A 24,326-nucleotide genomic window follows, 5' to 3' on the forward strand; every position below is an offset into this window, starting at 1 on the left:
AATATGGCATAATTTGCGTGCATCCCGTTGAGACCTACTAATGTCTAAGCTCACTCTTGATACCATCGCTTCCGCAAAAGAAAAACTCGCCGAAGAGCTGAAAAAGCTCGAAGAACAGGAAGCAACACTCCTTGAACAAGAAGCGTCCAATGCTTTTCTTCAAGTCTCTGATCTGCTGAGCCGGTTCGGCCAGCACTTCACCGCCAAGCAAAAAGCCGACATCGCGGCTCAGGTTGGTGGTTCTAGCGGCCCAGGTCGCCCGAAGAAGGCTGCTGGCACCAAGAAGGAGGTTGCTCCGAAGTATTGGCTGCCGCACACGCAAGAGACCTGGTCTGGTCGCGGTCGCACGCCCTTGGCGTTCAAGGCTTGGGAAGGAACATCGGCTTATCAAGAATGGAAAAAGAATCACCCGGATGAGAAGTTTCCAAAATATCCCGGCTAATCTTCTCAGCAGGTAGTAGACAAAGCCCCGAGTTGACCGGGGCTTTTTTGTGGCCGACCAGGCATTTTTTCTTGCTAGTTCACTGCCCCCCGTTGACACAGTATGCGGCTGGTGGCCTTTCCCATCCCCAAGTTCTATCTTTGCTCAGAGCCCACCACCAGCAAGCTGAGACGGCATGCCCGCGCGCCGCTTGAAAACGATACGACGAAGGAACTCGTAATCATATGGCAATTACCGACACCGCTGTCGTTCGCTCTTTCTTTGATCTGCCGGATGAGAAGGTTGAAAGCATAGAGACCGCCGAGTTTCTGGCCAACTTTCCGGGGGGACGCAAGATCGATTGGGAAAATCTGTTGGAATCCGATCGGGTGTTGATCGTTTCCGAGGCCGGAATGGGCAAAACGTTTGAGTGCAAGAAAATAGCGGAGTCTCTGTGGGGCGAGGGACGCACTGCATTCTTTGTGGAGTTGTCCGCGCTTGCTTCGCTTTCAATCGAAGACGGATTCTCCCCTGAGGAACAAACTCGTTTTGATAGTTGGAAGTTGGCCCAGACAGAGCGCGCGATCTTCTTTTTTGACTCGATCGATGAGTTGAAGTTGACGCTTTCAAGCTTTGAGCGCGCAATCAAGTCCGTCGCTAGATCACTTGCGGGGCATCTGGGGAGAGCCACGATCGTGATTACCACTCGGCCTATTCCGCTTGATCGCGAGATCATTGCCAAGCATCTCCCGGTTCCGGTGGTCGAAGTGCAGATGGATCCAGAGGCCGCCTTCGCGAGTATTGCGATGCGCGAAAAAATGCAAGAAAAACAGGAAGATAAGGCCCCGGCGTGGAGGAATGTCGCTCTCGCACCGCTCAGCGAAGAGCAAATGCGGGCAATGGCCAAGACCGCTGGTATCACTGATCTAGATGGGTTATTTAAGGCAATCAGTTCGCGAAACGCACACGACTTCGCGCGCAGGCCGCTGGACTTCCTTGAGTTGTGCGGTGACTGGAAAGAGAACGGCTACATCCGTTCGCACCGCGATCAGGTGGATACGGCGATTGAGATCAGGCTGCGTCCGAACAACACGCGCCATGAGCGCGTTTCATTGGAGCCCATCAAGGCGCGCGAAGGTGCTGCACGCCTGGCGCTCACTGCCCTCTTAGGACGCAAGTTCAATATCTGGCATGGACAAGGGGGAGACCGAGCCTCGGCGGACGGCGCTCTTGATCCCGCACAAGTGCTTCCGGATTGGAGGGGCGACCACCTCGATACCCTGCTCGAGCGTGGGCTTTTTGGGTTTGCCAACTATGGTCGCGTGCGCTTTTACCACCGATCGTCCATTGAGTTCTTGGCGGCCGAGCGACTTCGCCAACTTAGAAATAGAGGGCTTCCAAATCGTGAGGTTGCGCAACTGCTCTTCGCACGCACGCATGAGGGTGAGCGCATCGTAAAGCCAGCAATGCGCCCTGTGGTGGCGTGGCTAGCTCCGCATGACGCCTTCATACGTGAAGAGGTCATCGAGCACGAACCCGAACTGCTTCTCCACGCAGGCGACCCTGAGTCGCTCGATGTGCCGCTTCGCCGCGCCGCACTGGAAGGCTATGTCAATCGCTTCGGCAAAGGCGGGTGGCGCGGCCAGGCCGTGCCTAGCCTTCAAGTCGAGCGCTTCGCGTTGAAAGATCTCACGGCAGATGTGGCGGGCCTCTGGAAGAGCGGCATCGAAAATCCAGAGGTTCGAGACACCTTGCTAGGGCTGATTGGCTGGGGACATATGGAGGAGAACGCGGATCTAGCCCACGAAGCTGCGGTGGATGCCGAAGCCGAGATGGGTAGCCGCATCAGTGCCCTCTTAGCACTATCCCGGCTCGATGATCCGCGAATTTTTTCACTGCTCGATGAGGTCGCCGCCGGCGCGCCTGGCTGGCCACCTGCTCTCGTCGATCGCGTGGTGATTGAGTTCTTTCCGAGCAGAATGTCTGTCGAGCAACTCATGCAGATCTTCGGCAGGCAAGGCTCGAAAAGCCGAACTTACTCGGGATCAATCACCTACTTCACCATTGTCGTGGAGCGCTCTCACTTCGATGCCGATACGCTTCTATTGATGCAGAAGCAAATATCTATTCTGGTCAATGCGGGACTGACTTGGGACAAGTCGCTCTATCGCTTGCAATCAAGGCGCCAGGATCTGGTCCCGGCGCTGCTGGCAGTTTGCTTGCGGCGCCTAAGCGATCATCGGTGTGATGCGGGGTTGATCAAGGGCATTGCCCTCTCGCTCTTGCTTACGGTCAATAGCTATGAAACTAGGGACGAAGTCAAGGACCTACGTGTAGCTCTGAGTGAAGCGCCCAACTCGGTTCGCTCTGGCGTGTTCTGGGCACAAGACGTCATCGCGCGTAAATACCACCCAAAAAGTGAGCGAAGCACGCAGCCTCGGCTCCATCACTTGCGATGGGAGGGCGGCTACCAACCCGTTTTGCAGCGCGACGAGCCGTGGGTATTGGCGGCGATTGCAGATACTCAAAAAAAGTCTTGGGATCGCGCACTTGCATTGGAAGTTGCAATCGAGTGGACGCCGCATAAGTCCGATCCTGACAGTTGGATCGCTCAACTAAGCGCAACAGCTGCCGACGCGCACGACTTGGAGGCAAGGATTGAAGCCTTCCAAAGCGCCTACCTCAAGCGCGGCGAACTCTCTGAGTGGGAGAGAACGGCCGCTGAAAGCGAGGAAGCCCGTCGCAGGAAGCATGCGGAAGGGGCTGCGAGCTGGCAGCATTTCCATCGTGAACTTCGCGAAAGACCTGACGTAGCTTTTTCAGATGCCCGCGTCGAGAACACGTTATGGGACTTCTGGCAAGTCATGAAAAACGACCGCAGCGCACGCTCGCAAGCGGGATGGAATCGCGGTTTCATCGAAAGGATGTTGAGCAAGGAGCTTGCATGCCGCTTCCAGAAGGCATTTGCTGCGGCTTGGCGCCGTGAGAAGCCTACGCTTCGATCTGAGCGTGATGAGGAACACAAGAACACGACGCTAGTTAGTTGGGGTATGGGTTTGGCAGGAGTTTATGCCGAGGCGGAAGATCCTGCTTGGGCAGCCAAGCTAAGCGCTGAGGAAGCTGAGCTAGCCTGTCGCTACGCGCTTCTGGAACTCAATAGTCTTCCCCCCTGGCTAGAGCAGCTAGCGATCCGACATCCCGTTGCCGTAGACGCTGTAATCGGGCGTGAATTGTCAGAAGAGCTAGGGAGGAATGCTGACCCGCACAGCATGCTTCTGCAATACGTGCGGCGTAGCGCGGACTCGGTGGCGCATCTTCTCTTGCCTCGGGTTCGAGCTTGGGTGCGCAGGGCCGTTTCAAAGCAGCGTCTAACTGATATCCAGCGGCGCAACATCGGAAACGCTGCCGACTTCCTGCTCGTCCATGGGTCGCCAGAAGACGCCGCGCTTCTTCGGAGCGCGGCGATCGCTGCGACGACTGGAAGGCCTGATCCCAAGAACATCGACCTTTGGTTGCCAATCTTGGGTCGCCTGGATGCCGAAGCGTTCGTTGACACCTTAGAGCAGCTCTCTAAACCAGTCACGCCCGCAAAGGAATCGAAAGTCGTCAAGTGGGTTGGCGCGCTCTTCGGACACCACGCGAGCCTTGGCACCGGCTCTATGGGTGAACGGCCCGACCTCATTCTTCGACTGCTACGGCTAGCACACCGCCATGTGCGCAGAAAGGACGACGACCCAGTCGAAGGCGTGCGATCAGTCGGCAACCGCGAGAATGCGGAGTATGCACGATCAGGCTTGTTCAACGCCCTAATGGAGATGAAGGGAGAGGACGCTTCGCGAGCGAAACTGAGCTTATCAGGCGACCCTGAGGTCGCGCACTATCGTGACCGAATCATCGCGCTCCGCCGAGAAAAACTTGCGGAAGAACTCGACGCAGAGGTGCTGACTGAGCGCGAGGTCAGGGAACTGGAAACGAAGCTTGAGATCTCCCCCAGAACGCGTCAGCAGATGGCCCATGTGCTGACCGGACGCCTAGATGAGATCGAAGACAATCTTTTCCGAGACTCATCGCATCGCGAGGGCTGGGCTCTCTACGAAAAAGAACGTCTATTGAGGCGTGCCTTATCAGCGGAGTTTGAGCGCCTTGCTGGTGAAAGTTACATCGTTACACAAGAGGGCGTGACAGGCGATGAGAAGGAGACCGACATCCGGCTGGTGTCGAAGTCCGACCCATCAATCCAAGCTGTTATCGAGCTAAAAGTCGGAGAGAACGGCTACAGCATTGTCGATTTCCAGAAGGCGCTTCGCGAGCAGCTTATGGAGAAGTATCTGCTGCCAGAGCAGCGACGCGTGGGTGCCTTGGTAATCTCGTGGAAGGGCGATAAGACTTGGGATGATCCGGTCACTGGCGGAGAGGTCTGCTTCGATGAGGTGATTAGACGCCTCGACGGCGAAGCACAGCAGCTGGCGGCGACGCTTGGTAGCGATGCATTTCTTACCGTGCGTGGCCTTGACCTGAGTGCCCCGAAGTTTGCCGCCAAGGCCAAGGCGATTAAGAAGGCTAGCAAGCAGCCAGCAAAAAGGCGGAAGCTGTAGGAAGTCTTCTGCCGCTTCAATGAGGATCGTAACAGCTAGGCAACCGCCTATGACGCCACTAGCGGCAAGCCCAAGGCTCGCTTGAACCTTGGGCTCACCTTTAAGCTCAGCTCAGATCGCAGTTACTCGGTAGCTTCCAGGTCGACGTCGGCAGCATGTTCTTGACCGCAGACGACGCAGTGATGCCGACATTGCCCGCGCCGATGAGTTCTTCCAGATCAGCGATCGACACGATGTAGTCGTCCAGGCTGCCCAGACCAGTTTGGTTCGGGATGATCCAGCTGATCGCCTTCTCAGCGCCCGTGCTCGGATCGGTGGTGATGATGGTCTTCCAGAAGTATTCCGGGGTGCGGATGCCATGACTCGACAGGAAGTAGTCGTTCGACGTGTCGCCGAAGACCACGCCGCCGTAGACCTTCACCGGCTTGATATCGCGGTAGCACTCGGCGACGTTCTCCGCCTGCACCCAGATGCCCTGGTTGAAACCGGACACCTGCGGCACGATGTTCGACATCAAGTTGGCGCGAACAATGTAAGTCGAGTTGTAGTCCATGTGGTTCGACGTGACCAGGTGGCCGCGATCGTAGCCCGAGCGCACGCTCGCATACGACTTGGTCGAGGTCTGGCCGCCACAGCCGCTCGGAAGCGTCGTATCGAGCTTGAAGTCGGACGGACGCGCGGCAGACCCGGTGTCGGCGTTGAGCGAGTATTCGTATCGTGTAGCGGTGTGCTCGGTGCAATCGTAGGTCAAGATGAAGCCGCCTTTGTTGAGCGTGACGACCTGAGCCTGCGCCGCAGCGCTGGCAGTGGTGAGCAGGAAGACGGCAAGGAAGATCCGGAATCGCATAGTGCACTTCTCCATGTGGTTGGGCAGGGCGCATGAACCCAGCACGCACGGACAAGGGCCGTGCCTGTTGAGCAACGCGCGAGTTGACGGAGGTGGAGCAGACAGCCGAAACCGGCTCGGTGCCGGTGTGGTGGGAGCGACGCAACCGTGCCCCTTTGCCACGGAGTGGCACGCGGTTGAGACATGTATCTAACAGCACGCTAAGCGGGTCAACTGCCGATTGACTAAGATGTGAACTAGCTCGCGAAGATGAAAATTGTCAACATGAAGACATCAAGTCGCCATGCATCGGTGGACTTAGACAAAGTTTGAGGCAGAGACTTCGTTGCGGGTCCTTTGCCTCGCTAGCGTTGCTGTGATTGCTGTTGAGGCTTTGCTGATCGGTTGTGTGTGGTCGTCATTTCCGGGCGGCAAGAAGACGAGATTCAAGATGTTCGAGTTGCTCAACTCGGTGTTTAAGCGCGCATCGCGGCTTGACATTTGATTGATTAAAACTAGTGTGCTCAGGTGAAAGAACATATGCCAGCGATCAACCAATGAGTGGTTCGATCATCGCCGATGATGTAGCAAGCGCCGCGTATTTTAGAAGAGCAGATCTTCTTCTATCGCGTGCCGACGGCGACGAGCAGCCGCTAGGGGAACGCTGGTGGATGACACATACCTCAGGACAGCTGTATTGGTATCCCAATGCAGGCACCTCCGTTTCGTCGCTCAGCGAGGTCTGGGAGCAGTGGTGGCTCAGGTGGCTGCGGATTGAATGGCACACATGTGCAGCTCGTCATTTTGCCCGTGCTTATTTGGATGGCGATGCTGCTTTGCAAGCTGATGTTGAAGCATGGCTGACTACCTGCGGATTTAATCCTTTAAAACGTCAACCACAACGATGGCCTTGGATTGCAGCGCACGCCGATTACCTGGGTGGCCCTATCCGTCTTTCGGGCTGGCCTTGGCATGAGCCAAGGCCTTCCGCGCGCCATATCCTCCCAATGCCCGATCCCGCCTCATGGAAGGAAAAAGCACTCATTCGGACAGAAATTTCGTCCTTACAACCCAGAGCATTTATGGCGAACCTGAGGATGCACATCGAACAGGAGGCCTACTTGGTAAATCTTGCCAAAGCAGTAGCCGAAGCAAAGACATTGCGCAACAAGACTCAAGGTGGCGCCGATGTGATAGGAATACGTCGCCTGTAAGCCCGCAAAGCACTGCTTGACTGCTTCATGACGCAACTGCCACAGTGCGTGCATGCAGACCAAGACTATCACGCTTACCAGAGTCGGGCATTTCTTGCCAGGTGCAAAACCCAATCCTTTGGGAAAGCTCAGTCAAAGCGACGTTGATGTGCTTACCCAAGCATTTGCAGATCTGGGAAAGTCCGCCAAGGTCGGTTCCCGTGCTCATACCGTTCTTGATGAGCTGATTAAGTCCGGTTGTTGGCTTCTTTGCAGCTGCAAAAGCAACGACCCCGAGCATTCACCGGTGTTATTCGTTGCTCGGAAGAACTCAACGCTCCGACCTCTGACATTGGTGATAAACAACGCGCGCGGGTTGCATGATGAGGCATGCGGCTTCTACCGGCTTCCTGGCGCAAATCTCGGACATAGCCTTGCCGAGCGCGTAGCAGTCGGTGCGCTCGGTGTGCTTAAATCAACCGACGGACCTACTGTAAGTGGAGAAAATCACAAAAGTTCAACGGGAAGCTCAAAATCAACATCGACGCCGAAACTGGCTCGTGTTCTTTTTACGCTATTGGAGCGTGCAGGCCTAAATCGTGTCGTGGCCAGCTCCCGCTCTATGGGGCGCGATGCATCCAAGCTGATGGAAGCTGCGAAAGGTTTTTGGATGGATGGAGAGCAGAAAATTCCAGCAAGCGATTTCATTGGTCAGAATTTATACCGTCTTGAACAGATTGCTAAGAAGGTCGAAAAAGCATCGAATTGGCCAAGGTCGTTGTCGCCGCATGGATTTGTGATTGGACTTTGTGACCGTCAGCGTGACGCGAGCGGCGCCATGTATTTGATCGATCCCCGTGATCGAAATTCGCCGCCAAAAAGCTGGAAAGTGAATGGTCGTGTTCGATTGCCTGGTCCGGGGACAATTGGCCCCTATGTTGCTATTGGCCTTGTCGCGAAAGTAGCAGGAAAGCAGACGGCTGAGATCGTCCAAGCATATGTTCACCCAGCTTACGATTTCGGTGGCTTGCTCCTTGTTGACTCCGACTTAGAGCGTCAAACGCTTGCTCTGATTGCGGAGCGCCAAGGGGAAATGAAAAAACGCGAAAACCCTTACTCAATCATCAAGCCGTATGTGGATCTGACTGAGCCTAGATCTAAGACTTCCTATCGTCCTGATTTTGTCATTAATTCAAGAGGTCGTGAGATGGTGGTGGAAACGATGGGTTATGTAGACGAAGAATATTTGGCGAGGAAGTCTCGGATGCATAAGGTCATGCGGAAATGCTACGTCAATGTGATCGAGCATCGCCCAGGCATCAACGACGAAGACGTAAGAGCGCAGGTGGAAAGGTTTGTAGGCTTCACCTCCGCCTGATCTTACATTGAACGTGCCTTCGCAGGTGTCAGGGGGGGATATAGCGATGACCAGTGCAGTGGGGCCTGATGATTTGCTTCGGCAGCTTATCGATGAGTTGGATTACACGCATCGGCCTGAGGTGATTTCAAGCGACGAATTTTGGAGAGGTTTTGGTTTTCCCAACTTTTCCACCGCGAAGTCGGGTGAGCAGCGGCACTTCACGCAACAGGCTGTCTTGCTGATGCATCGTCTAACGGCTCAGCTGCATGTGGAGCCTGGTCCCCTTGGACACCAGATTGATGAAAATAGTCTGGGGCTGATGCTTCGCCAAACAGTCACCGAACTCCACGCAACGCAAGCCTTTGTCACCGATAAACCGCTTCTCTTGCTGCGCGATGAGCTTCTACGGCAGCTCAATGATCGCACTCAGTCTAAGCGCCACTACCTTCCTGCCTGGACACTGGGTGTTGAATCACTTGGAGAGTGGTCCATCGGACCGGTCTCTTTTATGACTTGGGATCGATGGCTTGAAGGCGTCGAATTTGCAGACTGGGCCAAGGAGCAATTCCCCGGCAACGCGGTGGATAACGCGCAGTGGAAGAGTCTTGTTCGCGCGGTGCTTGACGGAAAGGCCGATGAGCCTAAGGAGGGATTGGCCCGACTGGTCCTTCCCGTTATTCGCTCCTCACCCGCCGTGCTGGCAGTCACGATTAGTGGCTTGGACACAGACTTTTCGCGCCAGCGCGCAGAGATCGCCTGCAAAACGGCGCTGGATGCGTCTTCCCTGCTGATCGGGCAACAAGGTGCGTTCTACCAACAAGCGCTTCAATGCGAACGGCTACCACCATCAGAAGTTCAAGACATCATTGAAACCGATGGCTTCCTTTGGTCGCCCCGCCGCATATCCAGCCAGCGCTTGACTAAGTTCCCTCCTGAGGAAATTAAATCTCACTTTGAGCGGGTAAAAGGGGAGTTGGATGCAATCGCTATGGTTCTGGACTGCCTAGTTGACCCCAGCAAACATCCTCATCCCCAGTTGGCCAGTCGTTGGGCGACAGCCATGGACTGGTATGCAGAAGCGCAGCGGGAGCGAAGCGACGCTATTGCGGTTGCCAAGCTTGGAACATCGCTGGATGTGCTGGCCTGTGGAGGAAGGTTTGGTGGCATCCTGAGTCTCGTTATGCATATTACAGGACGTCAAGAACACGCCCTGGTGACGAATGGGGCAGTTCAACTTACCCTCAGAGCTTTGGTCAAGCGCATCTATGACGAGTGCCGGTCGCAAATCCTGCATGGCAATCACCACGATCGCATGATGGAGTTCCAGCGTGATCGCCACCTTGCCACGCAATTAGCAGCAGAGGTGCTCAGGGAAGCATTGATCAGGCTTCATCACTATCAGGGCAGCGATGCCGACCCAAAGGCATTTAGGAGCATGACTGCTGTTGCAGAAGAAATCACTTCAGACCTGGCGTCCAACGGTGACCAATCTAAGCTGTAGTCGCATGGGGAGATAAAGGAGATTGATGCCTTGAATAGAAGCCATCAGCGGTCGATCGATGCCAACCGTGCGTTGATCCGTGCAGCAGAGATCAGAGGCGAATTGCAACTGGCCGGTCCTGCAACACTTGCACATCGTATCGCGGCGGCGCTTCTGACAGCCGCTCACGACGATGCGAGAGCCGCGACACTCCTGATCGGCAACTACGCGCCGGATCTTGTGGGAAGCGCACTTAGCCTTGTCAGGCCGATGAACGAGAAACTACGCCGTGGATGCTGTTTCTTCCTAGCCGCTTCTGAGCAACAGGCTGCTGCTTTACGGCCGAGTGCTCTCACAGCAGCGGGGCTGCGTTCCCGCATGAGCCCAGACGGGAAGGCGCAAGGTGTTTCAGTGTGTCCAGTAGCAACGCATGATCTTCGGCCCCATTGGCGGACAGCTCCATGGCGCCGACCTTGATGGTGTAGGGCCGAGCTTCGTTTCCTCTTAACGTGGCCAGCGCTTGGCTCAGCAAGTCGTCCTTCATGCTCGCGTCCTGCCGCATCCGATCGAATGCTTGGGAGAGTGCCACAGCCGCACGCGAAGCAGCCAGACAGGCAACATCGCCCATCGGTAGACAAACGGGGCGCACCAAGTAGCGCGAGCCAACGAGTGCTCGAAGATCAGTAGGAACGAAGAAGCGCACATGAAGCGCACATAGAGCCCAGCAGGGCGGCGCAGAAAGTAAGGCTTCGGCACGGGGTTTGATACCTCGTTTGATACCTAGACCAGGCTCAAATCGATCATCAAACCCCGGGCCAAACCTTCGCAGAATCAAGCGTTTACTGCTTTTCCGCGATCATATGGTGGAGGTGGGCGGAATCGAACCGCCGTCCGAAGGCACTCCATCCCCGGCACTACATGCTTAGCTCATCGTTGGATCTCGCCCCGGGACAGCACGATGTGCGAAGCGCATCCCGGGACCAGCCTGCTTGATTTAGCCAATGGCTGACAGGCAGCCACCACCGGCGATTCCGTGATAATGACCCTACGTCGCGAGCACGGACACAAGCGATTTCGGGGCTAGGCCTTAAGCGGCCAGTGCGTAGTTGTCGTCGTTGGCAACTATAAGTTTGCGGCTGGATTTACGAGGAAAGCTGCCCCCTCGGCATGCGCCAAGCGATTTTGCAACCCCCGTCGAAACCAGTGCACCCCCGGGGACAACGTCAAACGCTGACCTGCACAGTGTAGGGATCGGGGAGGGCAGTCACAAGTCTTGCGACAGGCCGCGCTTAAGCTGGCTTCACTGCGGCGCCGGCCCTGCCGCGGCGCGGTCCCCCAGGCAACCCCCAGCATGGAGCAGCGCAATGGCAAGCAGACAGTCGCGTGGCCGCAGCAGCGGACGCGTGTCCAAGACGCCCGTCACGTCCTCCACCCCGGCCCGCGCAAAGGCCTCGGCCAAGGCGCAGTCGACATCCGACGGCAAGCCGACGGCGGCGGCCAGGACGGCCGCAAGCGGCGGCGCCGGCGCCAAAACGGCGCAGAAGGCCGCGACGGTATCGGCAGGTGCGTCGACAACGGCGCCTGCATCGGCACCAGCCGCTGCGCCGCCCAGGTCCAACGCCGCGGCTCCCCGCACCGGCCGGCGCGCCGCGGCGGCGCCTCCCGCCACGCCGCCGGCCGACACCGCGCTGCGGCCCAAGGCCACCGGCGCAGGCTCGCTGGCGCAAGGGCGGGCACGCACGGTCGTCTACATCCATGGCATCGGCAACAAGCCGCCGGCCGAGGTGTTGCGCTGCCAGTGGGACCGCGCGCTGTTCGGTCGCGCGATGGGCGAACGCACGCGCATGGCCTACTGGGTCAATCGCGAACGCTATCCGTCGCCGGAGCCGGGCGACTGCCAGGATCAGGACCGCGGCCCGGTGTTGAACCAGGCCGAGCAGCGCGTGCTCAGCGCGCTCGGCCTGGCCCCGCAACTGGCCGATCTGCGCCAGCTCGCCGACACGCTGGCCACCAGCGACGCCGAGCGTGCGCGGCTGCAGCAACTGCTGGACGAAGTGGAGGCGGCGGCACCGCCTGCGGCGAGCGCCGACGTGCATGCGCAAGGCGTGGTCGACGTGCTCAACCGCGCGCTGCTCAAGTTGATCTCCGCGGCGCTGCTGCAGGACGTGCACGACTTCTTCTTCGTGCCGGCGCGACGCACGCAGATGCGCGAGAGCCTGCTGCAGCGCATCCGCGCCGGTGGCGGTCCGTTCGTGGTGATCGCGCACAGCCAGGGCTCGCTGATCGCCTACGACGTGCTGCGCGAGCTGCAGCCCCAGGACTGCGAGGTGTCGCTGCTGCTCACGCTCGGCTCGCCGCTGGGGCTGCCGGTGGTGCGCAGCATGTTCAAGGAATGGACCGGCACGCCGAAGTTGCCGTTTCCGGCCTGCGTGGCGCGCTGGGTCAATGTCGCCGAGCGGCGCGACCCGGTGGCCCTGGACGCCGATCTCGGCGACGACATCGCCGATGCCGACGGGCGCTTCCACAACATCGCCGGGGCGAAGATCAATCCGGATTGGCAGCACAACCCGCATTCCGCCGCCGGCTACCTGTCCATCCCCGACGTGCGTGCCGAGGTGCGGCGCGCGGTGGGAGTCGGCTTCGATCAGCCGATCGCGCATCCGGTACTGATCAAGGACCTGTCCGACCAGTTGGAGGCGCGCGCGCCGGACTATCGGCACGAAGTGCTGATCGAGCTGGAGCGGTTGTCCGATGCCGGCGATCCGGCGCAGCGCAAGCACGCGCTGATCGCCGCGTTGCGCGCGCTCACCGAGGCCTCCACCGGCTTGCACGGCGAGGCGCTGGATGCGCAGATCGAACTGGAGGACACCCTGCAGCGTTACGTGTCGGCGCGGTTGACCCGGTTCGAGATCGAGAGCCTGCGCGAGCGCTATCGCGACCTCAACCTGAAGCGCCTGTGGCGCGATGCGGGCAAGCGCGCGCTGATCTACCAGTCGCGCAGCACGATCCAGGTGGACGCGGCGCAGGTGGCCTATCGCGCGCTCGGCGCCGGCATCGGCTGGGCGGTGCTGGACAGCGGCATCGCCGCGGCGCATCCGCATTTCCACGCGTCCGGACAGCCGGCGACGGTGCTGGCGCAATGGGATTGCACCCAGCGCGGGCGCCCGCGCGCGCTGCGCCCGGGCGAGGCCGGTTTCGACGCGCTCGACGGCAACGGCCACGGCACCCACGTGGCCGGCATCATCGCCGGGCAATGCCAGGCGCCGCTGCCGGGCCTGCCGGCCGCCGCGCCGCTGCAGTTCGCCGGCATGGCGCCGCTGGCGCGGCTCTACGGGCTGAAGGTGCTGGACGACGACGGCAACGGCCGCGACTCGTGGATCATCAAGGGCGTGCAGCAGGTGGCCGAGCTCAACGAGCGTGCCGGCGAACTGGTGGTGCACGGGGTCAACCTGAGCCTGGGCGGCTACTTCGACGCCGAGAGCTATGGTTGCGGCTTCACTCCGCTGTGCAACGAACTGCGCCGGCTCTGGCGGCAGGGCGTGGTGGTGGTGATCGCGGCCGGCAACGACGGCCTGGCCTGGCTGATGCAGGGCGATGGCGAGGCCTACCCGCTGAACCTGGACCTGAGCATCGGCGACCCGGCCAACCTGGAGGAATCGTTGGCGGTGGGCTCGGTGCACAAGAGCAGCCCGCACAGCTACGGCATTTCGTATTTCTCCTCGCGCGGCCCGACCGCCGATGGCCGCTACAAGCCCGATCTGGTCGCACCGGGCGAAAAGATCCTGTCGGCGCACCACGGCTATGTGCTCGAGGATCCGGGTACCTGGATGGTGGAGATGAGCGGCACCAGCATGGCCGCGGCGCATGTGTCCGGGCTGATCGCCGCGTTCCTGTCGGTGCGCCGCGAGTTCATCGGCGCACCGGACCGGGTCAAGCAACTGGTGCTGGCGCAGTGCCTGGATCTGCAGCGCGATCGCTACATGCAGGGTAGCGGGTTGCCGAGCTTGATGCGGATGCTGGGTGGAACGTGAGTGGGGCTGGGAGTGGGGATTTGGGATTGGGGATTCGCAACGGCGGCGCCTCGGCCCGTTTTGCCGGTCCTGTAGGAGCGGCTTCAGCCGCGACGCGGTGAGGCGCGGATTGAGGATTTAGGCGTGGGGATTCGCAACAGCGGTTCCCAGGCCACAATCGTTTTTCATGCGGGAATCTGCTTTCGTCGCCATGGCTGAATGCCAGCGTGGCGGGGTGATGGCTTGAAACGGGCTGGCGCGCCTTCTGCAACCGGCGCGTCCGCATCGCGGCGAGATTCCCACTTCAGCGCGTCGCGGCTGAAGCCGCTCCCACACGGGCATCGGCGCGCCTGCGACGGGTGAGTCCCGAGCTTGCGGCTGAGCTGGTGCGTCTGGGAACTGCCGTTGCGCGTCCAGTCTCTAATCCCCAGTCCTCGGTCGCGGCTGAAGCCGCGCCTTCGGGAAAGACCGAGCGAGCAGGGAAGTTGCCGTTGTGATTGAGCAATCCCAAGCTTCAACTCTCGGCAGCCTTGGGTCGCGGCTGAAGCCGCTCCTACTGGAGAGGCTGGGCGGGCAGGGAAGCTGCTGTTGCGACCGACCAATCCCAAACCTCAACTCTCGGTCGTCCTCGGTCGCGGCTGAAGCCGCTCCTACGGGAGAGACTGGGCGGGTGGGGCAGCCGCCGTTGCGAATCCCCACTCCCGACTCCCCAATCCCCGCTCCTCAGGCATTCTTGTTGTGCCGGCGCATGATCCGCTGCTTGTCGCGGGCCCAGTCGCGGTCCTTGGCCGCGTTGCGCTTGTCGTGATCCTGCTTGCCCTTGGCCAGTGCGATCTCGAGCTTGATCTTGTTCTTGCTCCAGTACATCGCGGTGGGCACGAGGGTGTAGCCGTCGCGTTCGACGCGGCCGATCAGCTTGTCGATCTCGTTCCGGTGCAGCAGCAGCTTGCGCGTGCGCCGGTCGTCGGCGACCACATGAGTGGAGGCCTGGATCAACGGGGTGATCTGCGCACCGAACAGGAACAGCTCGCCCTGGCGCACGAAGGCGTAGCTCTCGCCGATGTTGGCGCGGCCGGCGCGGATCGACTTCACCTCCCAGCCCTGCAGGGCCAGGCCCGCCTCGTAGCGGTCCTCCAGGTGGTACTCGTGGCGCGCGCGCTTGTTCAGGGCGATGGTCTTGTTGGCCGCCGCGCCGTTTGCTTTATCCTTGACGGGTTTCTTGCTCATCTTGCTATTGTCTCCGATTCGGGGCCTCCCGAACGTCTTGGTCCCACTTCCCGTCCCGAATGCCTATCATCCGCCGCAGCGCCCTGGTCGAACACGCCGCAACACGCATGTTCGATCTGGTCAACGACGTCGCCGCCTATCCGCGCCGGTTCGCCTGGTGCGATGCGGCCCATATCCTCGAGCAGAGCGACCGCTTCCTGGTGGCGCGGCTGGACCTGGGGCTGGGTTCGTTCCGCACCTGGTTCACCACCGAAAACAGCCTGCAGCGCCCGGATCGCATCGATATGCAACTGCGCGACGGCCCGTTCAAGCGCCTGCAGGGGCAGTGGACCTTCCAGGGCTTCAACGATCACGCCAGCAAGGTCAGCCTGATGCTCGACTTCGAACCCGCCTCGCGCCTGCTGGGGCCGGCGCTGGCGCTGGGCTTCCAGAGCCTGGCCGATCGCATGGTCAACGACTTCGTGCGCGTGGCCGACCAGGAACCGGGCTAGCCGCGATGCAGGTCGAAGTGGTGCTGGCCTGGCCGGAGCATTTCGTGTCCCGCCGGCTGGAACTGCCAGAGGGGGCGACGGTCGCCGATGCGCTGGCCGCCGCCGCGTTGCCCGGGGCGACGCCGGGCATGCCGTGCGCGGTCTACGGCGAAGTCGCCGCGCCGACGCGGCTGCTGCAGGACGGCGACCGGGTGGAACTGCTCAGGCCGTTGCTGATCGATCCCAAGGACGCCAGGCGACGCCGCGCCAAGCCGCGCTGAGCGGCGGGGCGGGGCGGGGCCGTCGGCTCATTCGCCGCGGCGCTGCTTCTTCTTGTCCTTGGCCAGGTTGCGGCCGAACTGGCGCACGCTGTTCTTGGCCAGCTCTTCGTCCTGGTCCGGGAAGTAATCGCCTTCCCAGCGGGTCACCAGGTCGTTGTCGAAGAACACCACGAAGTTCTTGATCTCGGTATGGCCCAGGCGGTCCAGACGCTCGGTGGAGGTGTAGTCCCAGCGCTGCGCGTGGAACGGGTCCGGAATCGAGGGGGTGCCCAGCAGCGCGTTGACCTGCTGCTTGCTCTGCCCGACCTTGAGCTGCTCCACGGCCGATGGCTCGATCAGATTGCCCTGGTAGATGGGCTGCTTGTAAATGATGCCGCAGCCAGCGGTGGACAGGGCAACAGCGGCGACCAGCAGGAGATTGCGCATCGGGGACAGGGCTGAATGAAATCGCGTCGATGATACACTCCCGGCGACCGCCGCGACCCATTCCCAGGCAGCTGGCGATAAACCAGCTATGAACGGAGACGCCATGGAATCCCACGATCTGCGCAAAGTCGGCCTGAAGGTCACGCACCCCCGGATGCGCATCCTCGAGCTGCTGGAGCAGAAATCGGCGCGGCACCACATGACCGCCGAGGAGATCTACCGGCAGCTGCTGGACCACGGCGACGAGATCGGCCTGGCCACGGTGTACCGGGTGCTGACCCAGTTCGAGGCGGCCGGGCTGGTGCTCAAGCACAACTTCGAGGGCGGCCAGGCGGTGTACGAACTGGACCGCGGCGGCCACCACGACCACATGGTGGACGTGGACACCGGCAAGATCATCGAGTTCGAAAGCGCGGAAATCGAGGAATTGCAGCGCAAGATCGCCGCCGATCACGGCTACGAACTGGAAGAGCATTCCCTGGTGCTGTACGTGCGCAGCAAGCGCCCGAGCGGCAAGAAGGGGTAGTCCTGGCGGCCGGGTGCGCCCGGCCAGCCGGTGCGCCACCGGCGCGGGAGATGTGCTGGGGCTTCGCCGACGGACCCTCACCCCAACCCCTCTCCCGGGGGGGAGAGGGGCTTTGGTGCCGCTCGACGGATGGCTTGGTGCACAACGCCGACCTCATGCCGCGGCGATACCGGCTCGGCAGCGGCGCGCATGCGTGGCCTTGGGGTCTGAGCGGACTTGGCGGACTGTCGGCTCGCGGCTGAGGCCGCTCTAATCGCTACGGGGCACTCGGCATCCCGCTTCATTGCGGCGGAAGCAGGCGATGAGAGGTGCCCTTCAGTCGCGATGCGCCGTGCCGGTCAACCCGCTGGTCGGGGAAAAGCGTCGGGACTGAAGTCCCTCCCACAAGGTGCCCGCTGGGTGTGCCCCTGGCGCAAGCCGTAGGAGCGGCTTCAGCCGCGACCTCGCATGCCGATCACCTCCGTCGCAGCCAGGCCGGAGAGAGATGTCTGACTAGCCGGTGCAGCGTCTCCAGGCCGGCGCTAGGGGCAGGGCGCCAGCCGGCGCCTAGCGGCGCCGTCGGCCCCCCGTGTCTCACCCGGCGCTGAGCAGCAGCCGCTTGGCCGCCGCGCGGGCTTCCTTGCTGACCTCGACCCCGCCCAGCATCCGTGCCAGTTCTTCCTCGCGCTGGCGCGGCGCCAGCAGTTCCACCGAGCTCTGGGTCATGCCTTCGACCGGTGCCTTGCTGACCCGGTAGTGGGCATGGCCCTGCGCTGCGACCTGCGGCAGGTGGGTCACGCACAGCACCTGGCGCTGCTCGCCGAGCGCGCGCAGTTTCTTGCCGACGATGTCGGCGACGGCGCCGCCGATGCCCGAGTCCACTTCGTCGAAGACCATGGTCGGCACCGCGTCCAGGCCCAGCGCGGCGACCTCGATCGCCAGCGAGATGCGCGACAGTTCGCCGCCGGAGGCGACCTTGCGCAGGGCGCGCGGCGGCTGCCCGGCGTTGGCGGCGACCAGGAACTCGACCCGCTCGGCGCCGGCCGGGTCCGGCCGTTCGCTCTCGTGCGGCTCGAGCTGGATCAGGAAGCGGCCGCCGCCCATGCCCAGTTCGCCGATCAGGGCGGTGGTGTCGCGCGACAGCGCCTGCGCGCCGCGCTCGCGGGTGGCGGTCAGCGCGGCCGCGGCGTCGCGCCAGGCCTGAGTGGCCTGGGCGATCTCGGCGTCGAGCACGTCGAGCCGTTCGCCGGCGCCGCGCAGGCTCTCCACTTCGGCCAGCAGCGCGTCGCGGTGCCCGGCCAGTGCGTCCACCCCGATCCGGTGCTTGCGCGCCAGGTCGTGCAGGCGGCCGAGTTTGCGTTCCATCTCATCGAACTGCGCGGGGTCGGCATCCAGGTCGTCGCGGACCCGGTCAATCAGCGCCAGCGCTTCCTCCAACTGGATGCCGGCGCTGTCGATCAGCGCCTGCACCTCGGCCAGGCGCGGGTCGTACTCGCCGACCTTGCCGAGTTCGTGGCGGGTCTGCTGCAACAGGTCCAGCACGGCCGGCGTCTCGTCGCCGTTGAGTCGTTGCGCCGCACCCTCGCAGGCGCCGATCAGCGCGGCGGCGTGGGCCTGGCGGCGGTGGTTGGCGTCCAGGGCGGCGATCGCCGCCGGATCCAGATCCTCGCGCTGCAGTTCGGCCAGTTGGTGCTGCAGGAAGCCGATGCGGTCGCTGACGTCGCCCTGCGCCAGCAGGGTCTCGCGCTCGCTCAGCAGGCCCTGCCAGCGGGCGGCGGCGGCGCGCACCGCGGCGCGTTCGGCCTCGTTGCGGGCGTAGGCGTCGAGCAGGCCGAGCTGGCTGCCGCGCGAGAGCAGGGCCTGGTGTTCGTGCTGGCCATGGATCTCGACCAGGTGGCCGGCCAGCTCGGCCAGTTGCGACAGGGTCACCGGGCGCCCGTTGATCCAGGCGCGGGAGCCGCCGTCGGCGCGGATCACCCGGCGCAGCTGGCAGTGGTCCTCGTCGTCGAGTTCGTTCTCGCGCAGCCAGGCGCGCGCCGGGGCGCTGTCGGGCAGCGCGAACTCGGCCGACAGTTCGGCGCGGTCGGCGCCGTGGCGGACCACGCCGCTGTCGGCGCGCAGCCCGGACAGGAAGCCGAGCGCGTCCACCATCAGCGACTTGCCGGCGCCGGTTTCGCCGGACACCACGGTCATGCCTGGGCCGAATTCCAGTTCGGTGCCGCGTACGACGGCGAAATCCTTGATCGAGAGGTGTCTGAGCATGGGGTCTGCATCCGGGGCCGCGCAACGCTAGCATGCGCGGGTAGGTGGGCCAATGACTTGCCAAGCCGGCGTGCAGACATTATCTAAGGACCAGTCTCACGGGGTGATTCCATGCGTGCTTCTCCGGTCCATTCCGCCCTCGATCCGCGTTCCCGGCAACTGCTGCGCACGCTGATCTCGCGCTACATCCGCGACGGCGAGCCGGTCGGCTCGCAGACCCTGGCCCGCCATGCCGGGCTGGACGTGAGCCCGGCGACGATCCGCAACATCCTGGCCGACCTGGAGGACGCCGGGCTGCTCAGCTCGCCGCACACCTCGGCCGGGCGCGTGCCCACCGCCACCGGCTACCGCGTGTTCGTCGACAGCCTGGTGCAGATGCGCCCGCCGGCCGAGGGCGAGGTGGCGCGGCTGCGCGCGGAAATGGCCAATGCCGCCGGCACCCAGGCGCTGCTGGGCAGCGCCTCGGAACTGCTGTCGGCCATGACCCACTTCGTCGGCGTGGTCAGCGCGCCCAAGCGCGAGCAGTTCGCGTTCCGGCACATCGACTTCGTGCCGCTGGACGCGCGGCGGGTGCTGGCGATCCTGGTGTTCGCCGACAACGAGGTGCAGAACCGGGTCATCGAGCCGCGCAAGGCCTACGAACCGGCCGAGCTGGAGCGGGTGGCCAACTATCTGAACCGCCATTTCGCCGGGCGGGCGCTGGCCGACATCCGCGCCAGCCTGCTGCGCGACCTGCGCCATGCGCGCGACGAGATGGAGCAACTGCTGGCGCACAGCGTCGAGCTGGCCGAGCAGGCGCTGGCCCCGGCCGGCGACGACGTGGTGCTGGCCGGGCAGACCAAGCTGATGGGCGTGCAGGACCTGTCGGACCTGGAGCGGCTGCGCGAACTGTTCGAGGTCTTCGCCAGCAAGCGCGAGATCCTGCAACTGCTCGAGCGCACCATCCGCGCCCCGGGCGTGCGCATCTTCATCGGCGAGGAGACCGGCATGGTGCCGCTGAAGAGCGTGTCGCTGGTGACCGCCCCGTACATGGCCGGCGGCCAGGTGCTGGGCGTGCTCGGGGTGATCGGCCCCAAGCGCATGGACTACGACCGCGTCATCCCCCTGGTGCAGACCGCCGCCGACGTCCTCGGCGCCTGCCTGGACCCGGCCCCGCCCAGCGACCGCTGACACGCTTCGTGACGCGCCACGGTGCCATCCGCCAGCCCGCGATCCAGCCGCGGCTCGCCATTCCCCATTCCCGATTCCCCATTCCCGGCACTCAGGCGTCTTGAATCCGCCCCGGACGCCCACATAGGTGGTCGGGTAAGGCGGGACGCACCCCGCCAGGGACACGGACATGACGCAAGAGCACCCCGAATTCGATTCCGAACACCTCACCGAGGCGCAGCAGCCCTCGACCGATCCGCTGCAGGCGGAAGTGGAGACGCTGCGCAGCGAGCTGGCGCTGGTCAAGGCCGACGTCCTGCGCGAGCGGGCCGACCTGGAGAACCAGCGCAAGCGCATCGCCCGCGACGTGGAGCAGGCGCGCAAGTTCGCCAACGAGCGCCTGCTCGGCGACCTGTTGCCGGTGTTCGACAGTCTGGACGCGGGGCTGGCCGCGGCCGGCAGCGAGCCCAGCCCGCTGCGCGACGGCCTGGAGCTGACCTACAAGCAGTTGCTGAAGGTCGCCGCCGACAACGGCCTGACCCTGCTGGACCCGACCGGGCAGCTGTTCAACCCGGACCACCACCAGGCGATCAGCCAGGCCGAGGCCGAGGGCGTCGCCCCGGGCCACGTGATCCAGGTGTTCCAGAAGGGCTACCTGCTCAACGAGCGCCTGCTGCGCCCGGCGCTGGTCGTGGTCGCCAAGCACGACTGAGCGGGGCCGCCCGCCCGCGCCTGAACCCGGCGCGGCATGAGTGGAACGCTAATTTGCGGCGATGGCTTGAATGACCTGCGGCCATCCCTATATCCGAATCAGATCCCGGCACTGGCCGGAAACACGACCTTTCAGGAGTCATCGCAATGGGCAAGATCATCGGCATCGACCTGGGCACCACCAACTCGTGCGTGGCGATCATGGACGGCGGCAAGGCGCGCGTCATCGAGAATTCCGAGGGTGACCGCACCACGCCTTCGATCGTCGCCTACACCAAGGACGGCGAAGTGCTGGTGGGCGCCTCGGCCAAGCGCCAGGCCGTCACCAACCCCAAGAACACCTTCTACGCGGTCAAGCGCCTGATCGGCCGCAAGTTCACCGACGCCGAAGTGCAGAAGGACATCGGCCTGGTGCCGTACGGCATTGTCCAGCACGACAACGGCGACGCCTGGGTGGCCACCGCCGACGGCCGCAAGCTGGCGCCGCAGGAAATCTCCGCGCAGGTGCTGGAGAAGATGAAGAAGACCGCCGAGGCGTTCCTGGGCGAGACCGTCACCGAGGCGGTCATCACCGTGCCGGCGTACTTCAACGACAGCCAGCGCCAGGCGACCAAGGACGCCGGCCGCATCGCCGGCCTGGACGTCAAGCGCATCATCAACGAGCCGACCGCCGCGGCGCTGGCCTACGGCCTGGACAAGGCCCAGGGCGGCGACCGCAAGATCGCGGTGTACGACCTGGGCGGCGGCACCTTCGACGTGTCGATCATCGAGATCGCCAACGTCGACGGCGAGAAGCAGTTCGAAGTGCTGGCCACCAACGGCGACACCTTCCTGGGCGGCGAAGACTTCGACAAGCGCGTCATCGACTACCTCGTCGAAGAGTTCAACAAGGACCAGGGCATCGACCTGCGCAAGGATCCGCTGGCGCTGCAGCGCCTGAAGGACGCCGCCGAGCGCGCCAAGATCGAACTGTCGTCCTCGCAGCAGACCGAGGTCAACCTGCCATACGTCACCGCCGACGCGTCGGGCCCGAAGCACCTCAACATCAAGCTGACCCGGGCCAAGCTCGAGGCGCTGGTGGAGGACCTGGTCAAGCGCACCATCGACCCGTGCCGCACCGCGCTGAACGACGCCGGCCTGCGCGCCAGCGACATCACCGAGGTGATCCTGGTCGGTGGCCAGACCCGCATGCCGAAGGTGCAGCAGGCCGTGGCCGAGTTCTTCGGCAAGGAACCGCGCAAGGACGTCAACCCGGACGAGGCCGTGGCGCTGGGCGCCGCGATCCAGGGCGGCGTGCTGGCCGGCGACGTCAAGGACGTGCTGCTGCTCGACGTGACCCCGCTGAGCCTGGGCATCGAGACCCTGGGCGGCGTGTTCACCAAGATCATCGAGAAGAACACCACCATCCCGACCAAGGCCTCGCAGGTGTTCTCCACCGCCGAGGACAACCAGTCGGCGGTGACCGTGCACGTGCTGCAGGGCGAGCGCGAGCAGGCCCGCTTCAACAAGTCGCTGGCCAAGTTCGACCTGTCCGGCATCGAGCCGGCGCCGCGCGGCCTGCCGCAGGTGGAGGTGTCCTTCGACATCGACGCCAACGGCATCCTGCACGTGTCGGCCAAGGACAAGAAGACCAACAAGGAACAGAAGGTCGAGATCAAGGCCGGTTCCGGCCTGTCGGACGACGAGATCCAGCGGATGGTCGCCGACGCGGAAGCCAACCGCGAGGAAGACAAGAAGTTCCACGAGCTGGTGCAGGCGCGCAACCAGGCCGACGGCCTGATCCACGCCACCCGCAGCGCGATCACCGAGCACGGCAGCAAGGTCGGCGGTGACGTGATCGGCAAGGTCGAGTCGGCGCTGGCGGATCTGGAAACCGCGATGAAGGGCGACGACAAGGGCCAGATCGAGGCCAAGACCAAGGCGCTGGAAGAGGCCGGTCAGTCGCTGTACGCGGCCGCGGCCGCCGGCGAGCAGCAGCCGGGTGGCAACGCCGGCGGCGGCGCGCACGCCTCGGCCCCGTCCGACGACGTGGTGGACGCCGAGTTCACCGAGGTCAAGGACGACAAGAAGGCGTGACCCAGCTGTAGGGAATCGGTTTTCGAAGGAGCGGTGCTCAGGCTCCGCTCCTTCGCCGTTTAAGGTTCCCGGTTTCAACGCCGCTATGACGTATCGCCAAAGGATGCCCGTTTTGAACCATTCCCCATTCTCCACCGCCTATTCCCAGCTATGAGCAAACGCGACTATTACGAAGTGCTGGGTGTGGCCCGCACCGCCAGCGACGACGAGCTGAAGAAGGCCTATCGCCGTTGCGCGATGAAGTACCACCCGGACCGCAATCCCGGCGACCAAGCTGCCGAGGCCGCGTTCAAGGAATGCAAGGAAGCCTACGAGGTGCTGTCCGACGGCAACCGCCGGCGCATGTACGACGCGCACGGCCACGCCGCGTTCGAGCACGGGATGGGCGGCATGGGCGGCGGTCCCGGCGGCCCGGACATGGGCGATATCTTCGGCGACATCTTCGGCAACATCTTCGGCGGGGCCGGCGGTGGCGGGCGTGCGCCGCGGCGTGGCGCCGACATCGGCTACGTGCTGGAGCTGGACCTGGAGGAGGCGGTGGCCGGCACCGAGCGCCGCATCGAGATTCCGACCCTGAGCGAGTGCGAGCACTGCCACGGCAGCGGCTCGGAGGACGGCAAGGTCGAGACCTGCGGCACCTGCCACGGGCGCGGCCAGGTGCGCATCCAGCGCGGCATCTTCGCCATGCAGCAGACCTGCCCGCATTGCGCCGGTCGCGGCCAGATCGTGCAGAACCCGTGCGGCGTGTGCCGCGGCGCCGGGCGCGTGGAAGAGACCAAGGTGCTGTCGGTGAAGATTCCCGCCGGCGTCGACAACGGCGACCGCATCCGCCTGTCGGGCGAGGGCGAGGCCGGTCCGGCCGGTACCCCGCCGGGCGATCTGTACGTGGAAGTGCGGGTGCGCGAGCATGCGATCTTCCAGCGCGACGGCGACGATCTGCACTGCGAGGTGCCGATCCGCATCTCGCAGGCGGCCCTGGGCGACACCGTGCGCGTGGCCACCCTGGGCGGCGAGGCGGAGATCCGCATTCCCGCCGAGACCCAGACCGGCAAGCTGTTCCGCCTGCGCGGCAAGGGCGTGCGCTCGGTGCGCAGCCGCAGCGAAGGCGACCTGTACTGCCGGGTGGTGGTGGAGACGCCGATCAACCTCACCGCCGACCAGCGCAAGCTGCTGGAGCAGTTCGAATCCACCTTCACCGGCGAGGACGCGCGCAAGCATTCGCCGAAGTCGGCGACTTTCATCGATGGGGTGAAGGGGTTCTGGGATCGGATGACGTCGTAAGGCTGGGAGTCGGGATTCGGGATTTGGGGTTCGGGATGGCCAGCCTGCGGCTG

At 63.1% G+C, this 24,326-nt stretch carries 18 protein-coding genes and 1 other RNA gene; 13 read left to right on the top strand and 6 right to left on the bottom strand.

All coding sequences use genetic code 11. The annotated features are described in order from the left end of the window. The first annotated feature begins 40 nt into the window (after positions 1-40). On the top strand, positions 41-442 hold the full coding sequence (locus tag AC1PME_RS08895; protein WP_481097904.1) for an H-NS family nucleoid-associated regulatory protein: 402 nt from the start codon (positions 41-43) through the stop codon (positions 440-442). 224 nt (positions 443-666) lie between these two features. Beyond that, positions 667-5,016: a hypothetical protein gene (locus AC1PME_RS08900; protein WP_481097905.1), complete on the top strand. Its 4,350-nt coding sequence runs from the start codon at positions 667-669 to the stop codon at positions 5,014-5,016. Between the two features lie 106 nt (positions 5,017-5,122). On the opposite strand, the gene AC1PME_RS08905 is transcribed toward AC1PME_RS08900, so the two are convergent. Then, entirely contained in the window at positions 5,123-5,863 is a 741-nt protein-coding gene (locus AC1PME_RS08905; protein WP_481097906.1) for a DNA/RNA non-specific endonuclease, read from the bottom strand. A 536-nt stretch (positions 5,864-6,399) separates the two neighbouring features. Here AC1PME_RS08905 and AC1PME_RS08910 point away from each other — a divergent pair. The 3 genes from AC1PME_RS08910 to AC1PME_RS08920 are packed head-to-tail and all read left to right on the top strand — an operon-like array spanning position 6,400 to position 9,896. Beyond that, the gene (locus tag AC1PME_RS08910) at positions 6,400-7,056 is read left to right on the top strand and encodes a hypothetical protein (protein ID WP_481097907.1); all 657 of its coding nucleotides are present in this window, start codon (positions 6,400-6,402) and stop codon (positions 7,054-7,056) included. A 52-nt stretch (positions 7,057-7,108) separates the two neighbouring features. Further along, positions 7,109-8,413 (top strand): hypothetical protein, encoded by a 1,305-nt coding sequence (locus tag AC1PME_RS08915; protein WP_481097908.1) that lies wholly within the window; start codon positions 7,109-7,111, stop codon positions 8,411-8,413. A 46-nt stretch (positions 8,414-8,459) separates the two neighbouring features. Beyond that, complete coding sequence (locus tag AC1PME_RS08920; protein ID WP_481097909.1) at positions 8,460-9,896, top strand: hypothetical protein; 1,437 nt, start codon at positions 8,460-8,462, stop codon at positions 9,894-9,896. Positions 9,897-10,227: 331 nt separating this feature from the next. Here AC1PME_RS08920 and AC1PME_RS08925 read toward each other — a convergent pair whose 3' ends face one another. Both AC1PME_RS08925 and ssrA read right to left on the bottom strand, forming a co-directional pair. Next, positions 10,228-10,419, bottom strand: coding sequence for a hypothetical protein (locus AC1PME_RS08925; protein WP_481097910.1), 192 nt, complete (start codon positions 10,417-10,419; stop codon positions 10,228-10,230). Between the two features lie 317 nt (positions 10,420-10,736). Then, positions 10,737-11,088, bottom strand: a transfer-messenger RNA (tmRNA) gene (ssrA, locus tag AC1PME_RS08930). A 574-nt stretch (positions 11,089-11,662) separates the two neighbouring features. Here ssrA and AC1PME_RS08935 point away from each other — a divergent pair. Then, complete coding sequence (locus AC1PME_RS08935; protein WP_481098092.1) at positions 11,663-13,906, top strand: S8 family peptidase; 2,244 nt, start codon at positions 11,663-11,665, stop codon at positions 13,904-13,906. A 702-nt stretch (positions 13,907-14,608) separates the two neighbouring features. On the opposite strand, the gene smpB is transcribed toward AC1PME_RS08935, so the two are convergent. Further along, entirely contained in the window at positions 14,609-15,112 is a 504-nt protein-coding gene (gene smpB / locus AC1PME_RS08940) for an SsrA-binding protein SmpB (protein WP_160970445.1), read from the bottom strand. 59 nt (positions 15,113-15,171) lie between these two features. Here smpB and AC1PME_RS08945 point away from each other — a divergent pair, with 59 nt between their 5' ends. Next, positions 15,172-15,603 carry a type II toxin-antitoxin system RatA family toxin gene (locus AC1PME_RS08945; protein ID WP_254461230.1) on the top strand — a complete coding sequence of 144 codons (432 nt, stop codon included), beginning with the start codon at positions 15,172-15,174 and terminating at the stop codon, positions 15,601-15,603. Between the two features lie 5 nt (positions 15,604-15,608). After that, on the top strand, positions 15,609-15,863 hold the full coding sequence (locus AC1PME_RS08950; RefSeq protein ID WP_254461231.1) for an RnfH family protein: 255 nt from the start codon (positions 15,609-15,611) through the stop codon (positions 15,861-15,863). A 27-nt stretch (positions 15,864-15,890) separates the two neighbouring features. On the opposite strand, the gene AC1PME_RS08955 is transcribed toward AC1PME_RS08950, so the two are convergent. Continuing rightward, positions 15,891-16,289, bottom strand: a complete 399-nt coding sequence (locus AC1PME_RS08955; RefSeq protein WP_254461232.1) for an outer membrane protein assembly factor BamE — start codon at positions 16,287-16,289, stop codon at positions 15,891-15,893. Positions 16,290-16,392: 103 nt separating this feature from the next. Here AC1PME_RS08955 and fur point away from each other — a divergent pair, with 103 nt between their 5' ends. Next, complete coding sequence (gene fur / locus AC1PME_RS08960) at positions 16,393-16,815, top strand: ferric iron uptake transcriptional regulator (protein WP_026143876.1); 423 nt, start codon at positions 16,393-16,395, stop codon at positions 16,813-16,815. A gap of 573 nt (positions 16,816-17,388) precedes the next feature. Here the strand turns inward: fur and recN are convergent. Beyond that, positions 17,389-19,056, bottom strand: a complete 1,668-nt coding sequence (gene recN / locus AC1PME_RS08965; RefSeq protein WP_307550001.1) for a DNA repair protein RecN — start codon at positions 19,054-19,056, stop codon at positions 17,389-17,391. A gap of 111 nt (positions 19,057-19,167) precedes the next feature. Here recN and hrcA point away from each other — a divergent pair, with 111 nt between their 5' ends. From hrcA to dnaJ, 4 genes are all read left to right on the top strand, one after another. Continuing rightward, positions 19,168-20,226: a heat-inducible transcriptional repressor HrcA gene (hrcA, locus tag AC1PME_RS08970; protein ID WP_481097911.1), complete on the top strand. Its 1,059-nt coding sequence runs from the start codon at positions 19,168-19,170 to the stop codon at positions 20,224-20,226. Between the two features lie 169 nt (positions 20,227-20,395). Then, the gene (grpE, locus tag AC1PME_RS08975) at positions 20,396-20,917 is read left to right on the top strand and encodes a nucleotide exchange factor GrpE (protein ID WP_254461235.1); all 522 of its coding nucleotides are present in this window, start codon (positions 20,396-20,398) and stop codon (positions 20,915-20,917) included. 146 nt (positions 20,918-21,063) lie between these two features. Beyond that, positions 21,064-22,992: a molecular chaperone DnaK gene (dnaK, locus tag AC1PME_RS08980; protein ID WP_254461236.1), complete on the top strand. Its 1,929-nt coding sequence runs from the start codon at positions 21,064-21,066 to the stop codon at positions 22,990-22,992. 150 nt (positions 22,993-23,142) lie between these two features. Further along, on the top strand, positions 23,143-24,273 hold the full coding sequence (gene dnaJ, locus AC1PME_RS08985) for a molecular chaperone DnaJ (protein WP_307550006.1): 1,131 nt from the start codon (positions 23,143-23,145) through the stop codon (positions 24,271-24,273). Positions 24,274-24,326: the final 53 nt, after the last annotated feature.

It is taken from the genome of Xanthomonas sp. NCPPB 901 (assembly GCF_056725085.1).

Excerpts from the sequence above, each read along its gene's own strand:
- AC1PME_RS08910 (WP_481097907.1), top strand. The coding sequence starts at position 6,400 with ATGAGTGGTTCGATCATCGCCGATGATGTAGCAAGCGCCGCGTATTTT.
- AC1PME_RS08950 (WP_254461231.1), top strand. The coding sequence starts at position 15,609 with ATGCAGGTCGAAGTGGTGCTGGCCTGGCCGGAGCATTTCGTGTCCCGC.
- grpE (WP_254461235.1), top strand. The coding sequence starts at position 20,396 with ATGACGCAAGAGCACCCCGAATTCGATTCCGAACACCTCACCGAGGCG.
- recN (WP_307550001.1), bottom strand. The coding sequence starts at position 19,056 with ATGCTCAGACACCTCTCGATCAAGGATTTCGCCGTCGTACGCGGCACC.
- AC1PME_RS08895 (WP_481097904.1), top strand. The coding sequence starts at position 41 with ATGTCTAAGCTCACTCTTGATACCATCGCTTCCGCAAAAGAAAAACTC.
- AC1PME_RS08945 (WP_254461230.1), top strand. The coding sequence starts at position 15,172 with ATGCCTATCATCCGCCGCAGCGCCCTGGTCGAACACGCCGCAACACGC.
- AC1PME_RS08920 (WP_481097909.1), top strand. The coding sequence starts at position 8,460 with ATGACCAGTGCAGTGGGGCCTGATGATTTGCTTCGGCAGCTTATCGAT.
- dnaK (WP_254461236.1), top strand. The coding sequence starts at position 21,064 with ATGGGCAAGATCATCGGCATCGACCTGGGCACCACCAACTCGTGCGTG.
- AC1PME_RS08905 (WP_481097906.1), bottom strand. The coding sequence starts at position 5,863 with ATGCGATTCCGGATCTTCCTTGCCGTCTTCCTGCTCACCACTGCCAGC.
- AC1PME_RS08900 (WP_481097905.1), top strand. The coding sequence starts at position 667 with ATGGCAATTACCGACACCGCTGTCGTTCGCTCTTTCTTTGATCTGCCG.
- fur (WP_026143876.1), top strand. The coding sequence starts at position 16,393 with ATGGAATCCCACGATCTGCGCAAAGTCGGCCTGAAGGTCACGCACCCC.
- AC1PME_RS08955 (WP_254461232.1), bottom strand. The coding sequence starts at position 16,289 with ATGCGCAATCTCCTGCTGGTCGCCGCTGTTGCCCTGTCCACCGCTGGC.
- dnaJ (WP_307550006.1), top strand. The coding sequence starts at position 23,143 with ATGAGCAAACGCGACTATTACGAAGTGCTGGGTGTGGCCCGCACCGCC.
- AC1PME_RS08915 (WP_481097908.1), top strand. The coding sequence starts at position 7,109 with ATGCAGACCAAGACTATCACGCTTACCAGAGTCGGGCATTTCTTGCCA.
- hrcA (WP_481097911.1), top strand. The coding sequence starts at position 19,168 with ATGCGTGCTTCTCCGGTCCATTCCGCCCTCGATCCGCGTTCCCGGCAA.
- AC1PME_RS08925 (WP_481097910.1), bottom strand. The coding sequence starts at position 10,419 with ATGAAGGACGACTTGCTGAGCCAAGCGCTGGCCACGTTAAGAGGAAAC.
- smpB (WP_160970445.1), bottom strand. The coding sequence starts at position 15,112 with ATGAGCAAGAAACCCGTCAAGGATAAAGCAAACGGCGCGGCGGCCAAC.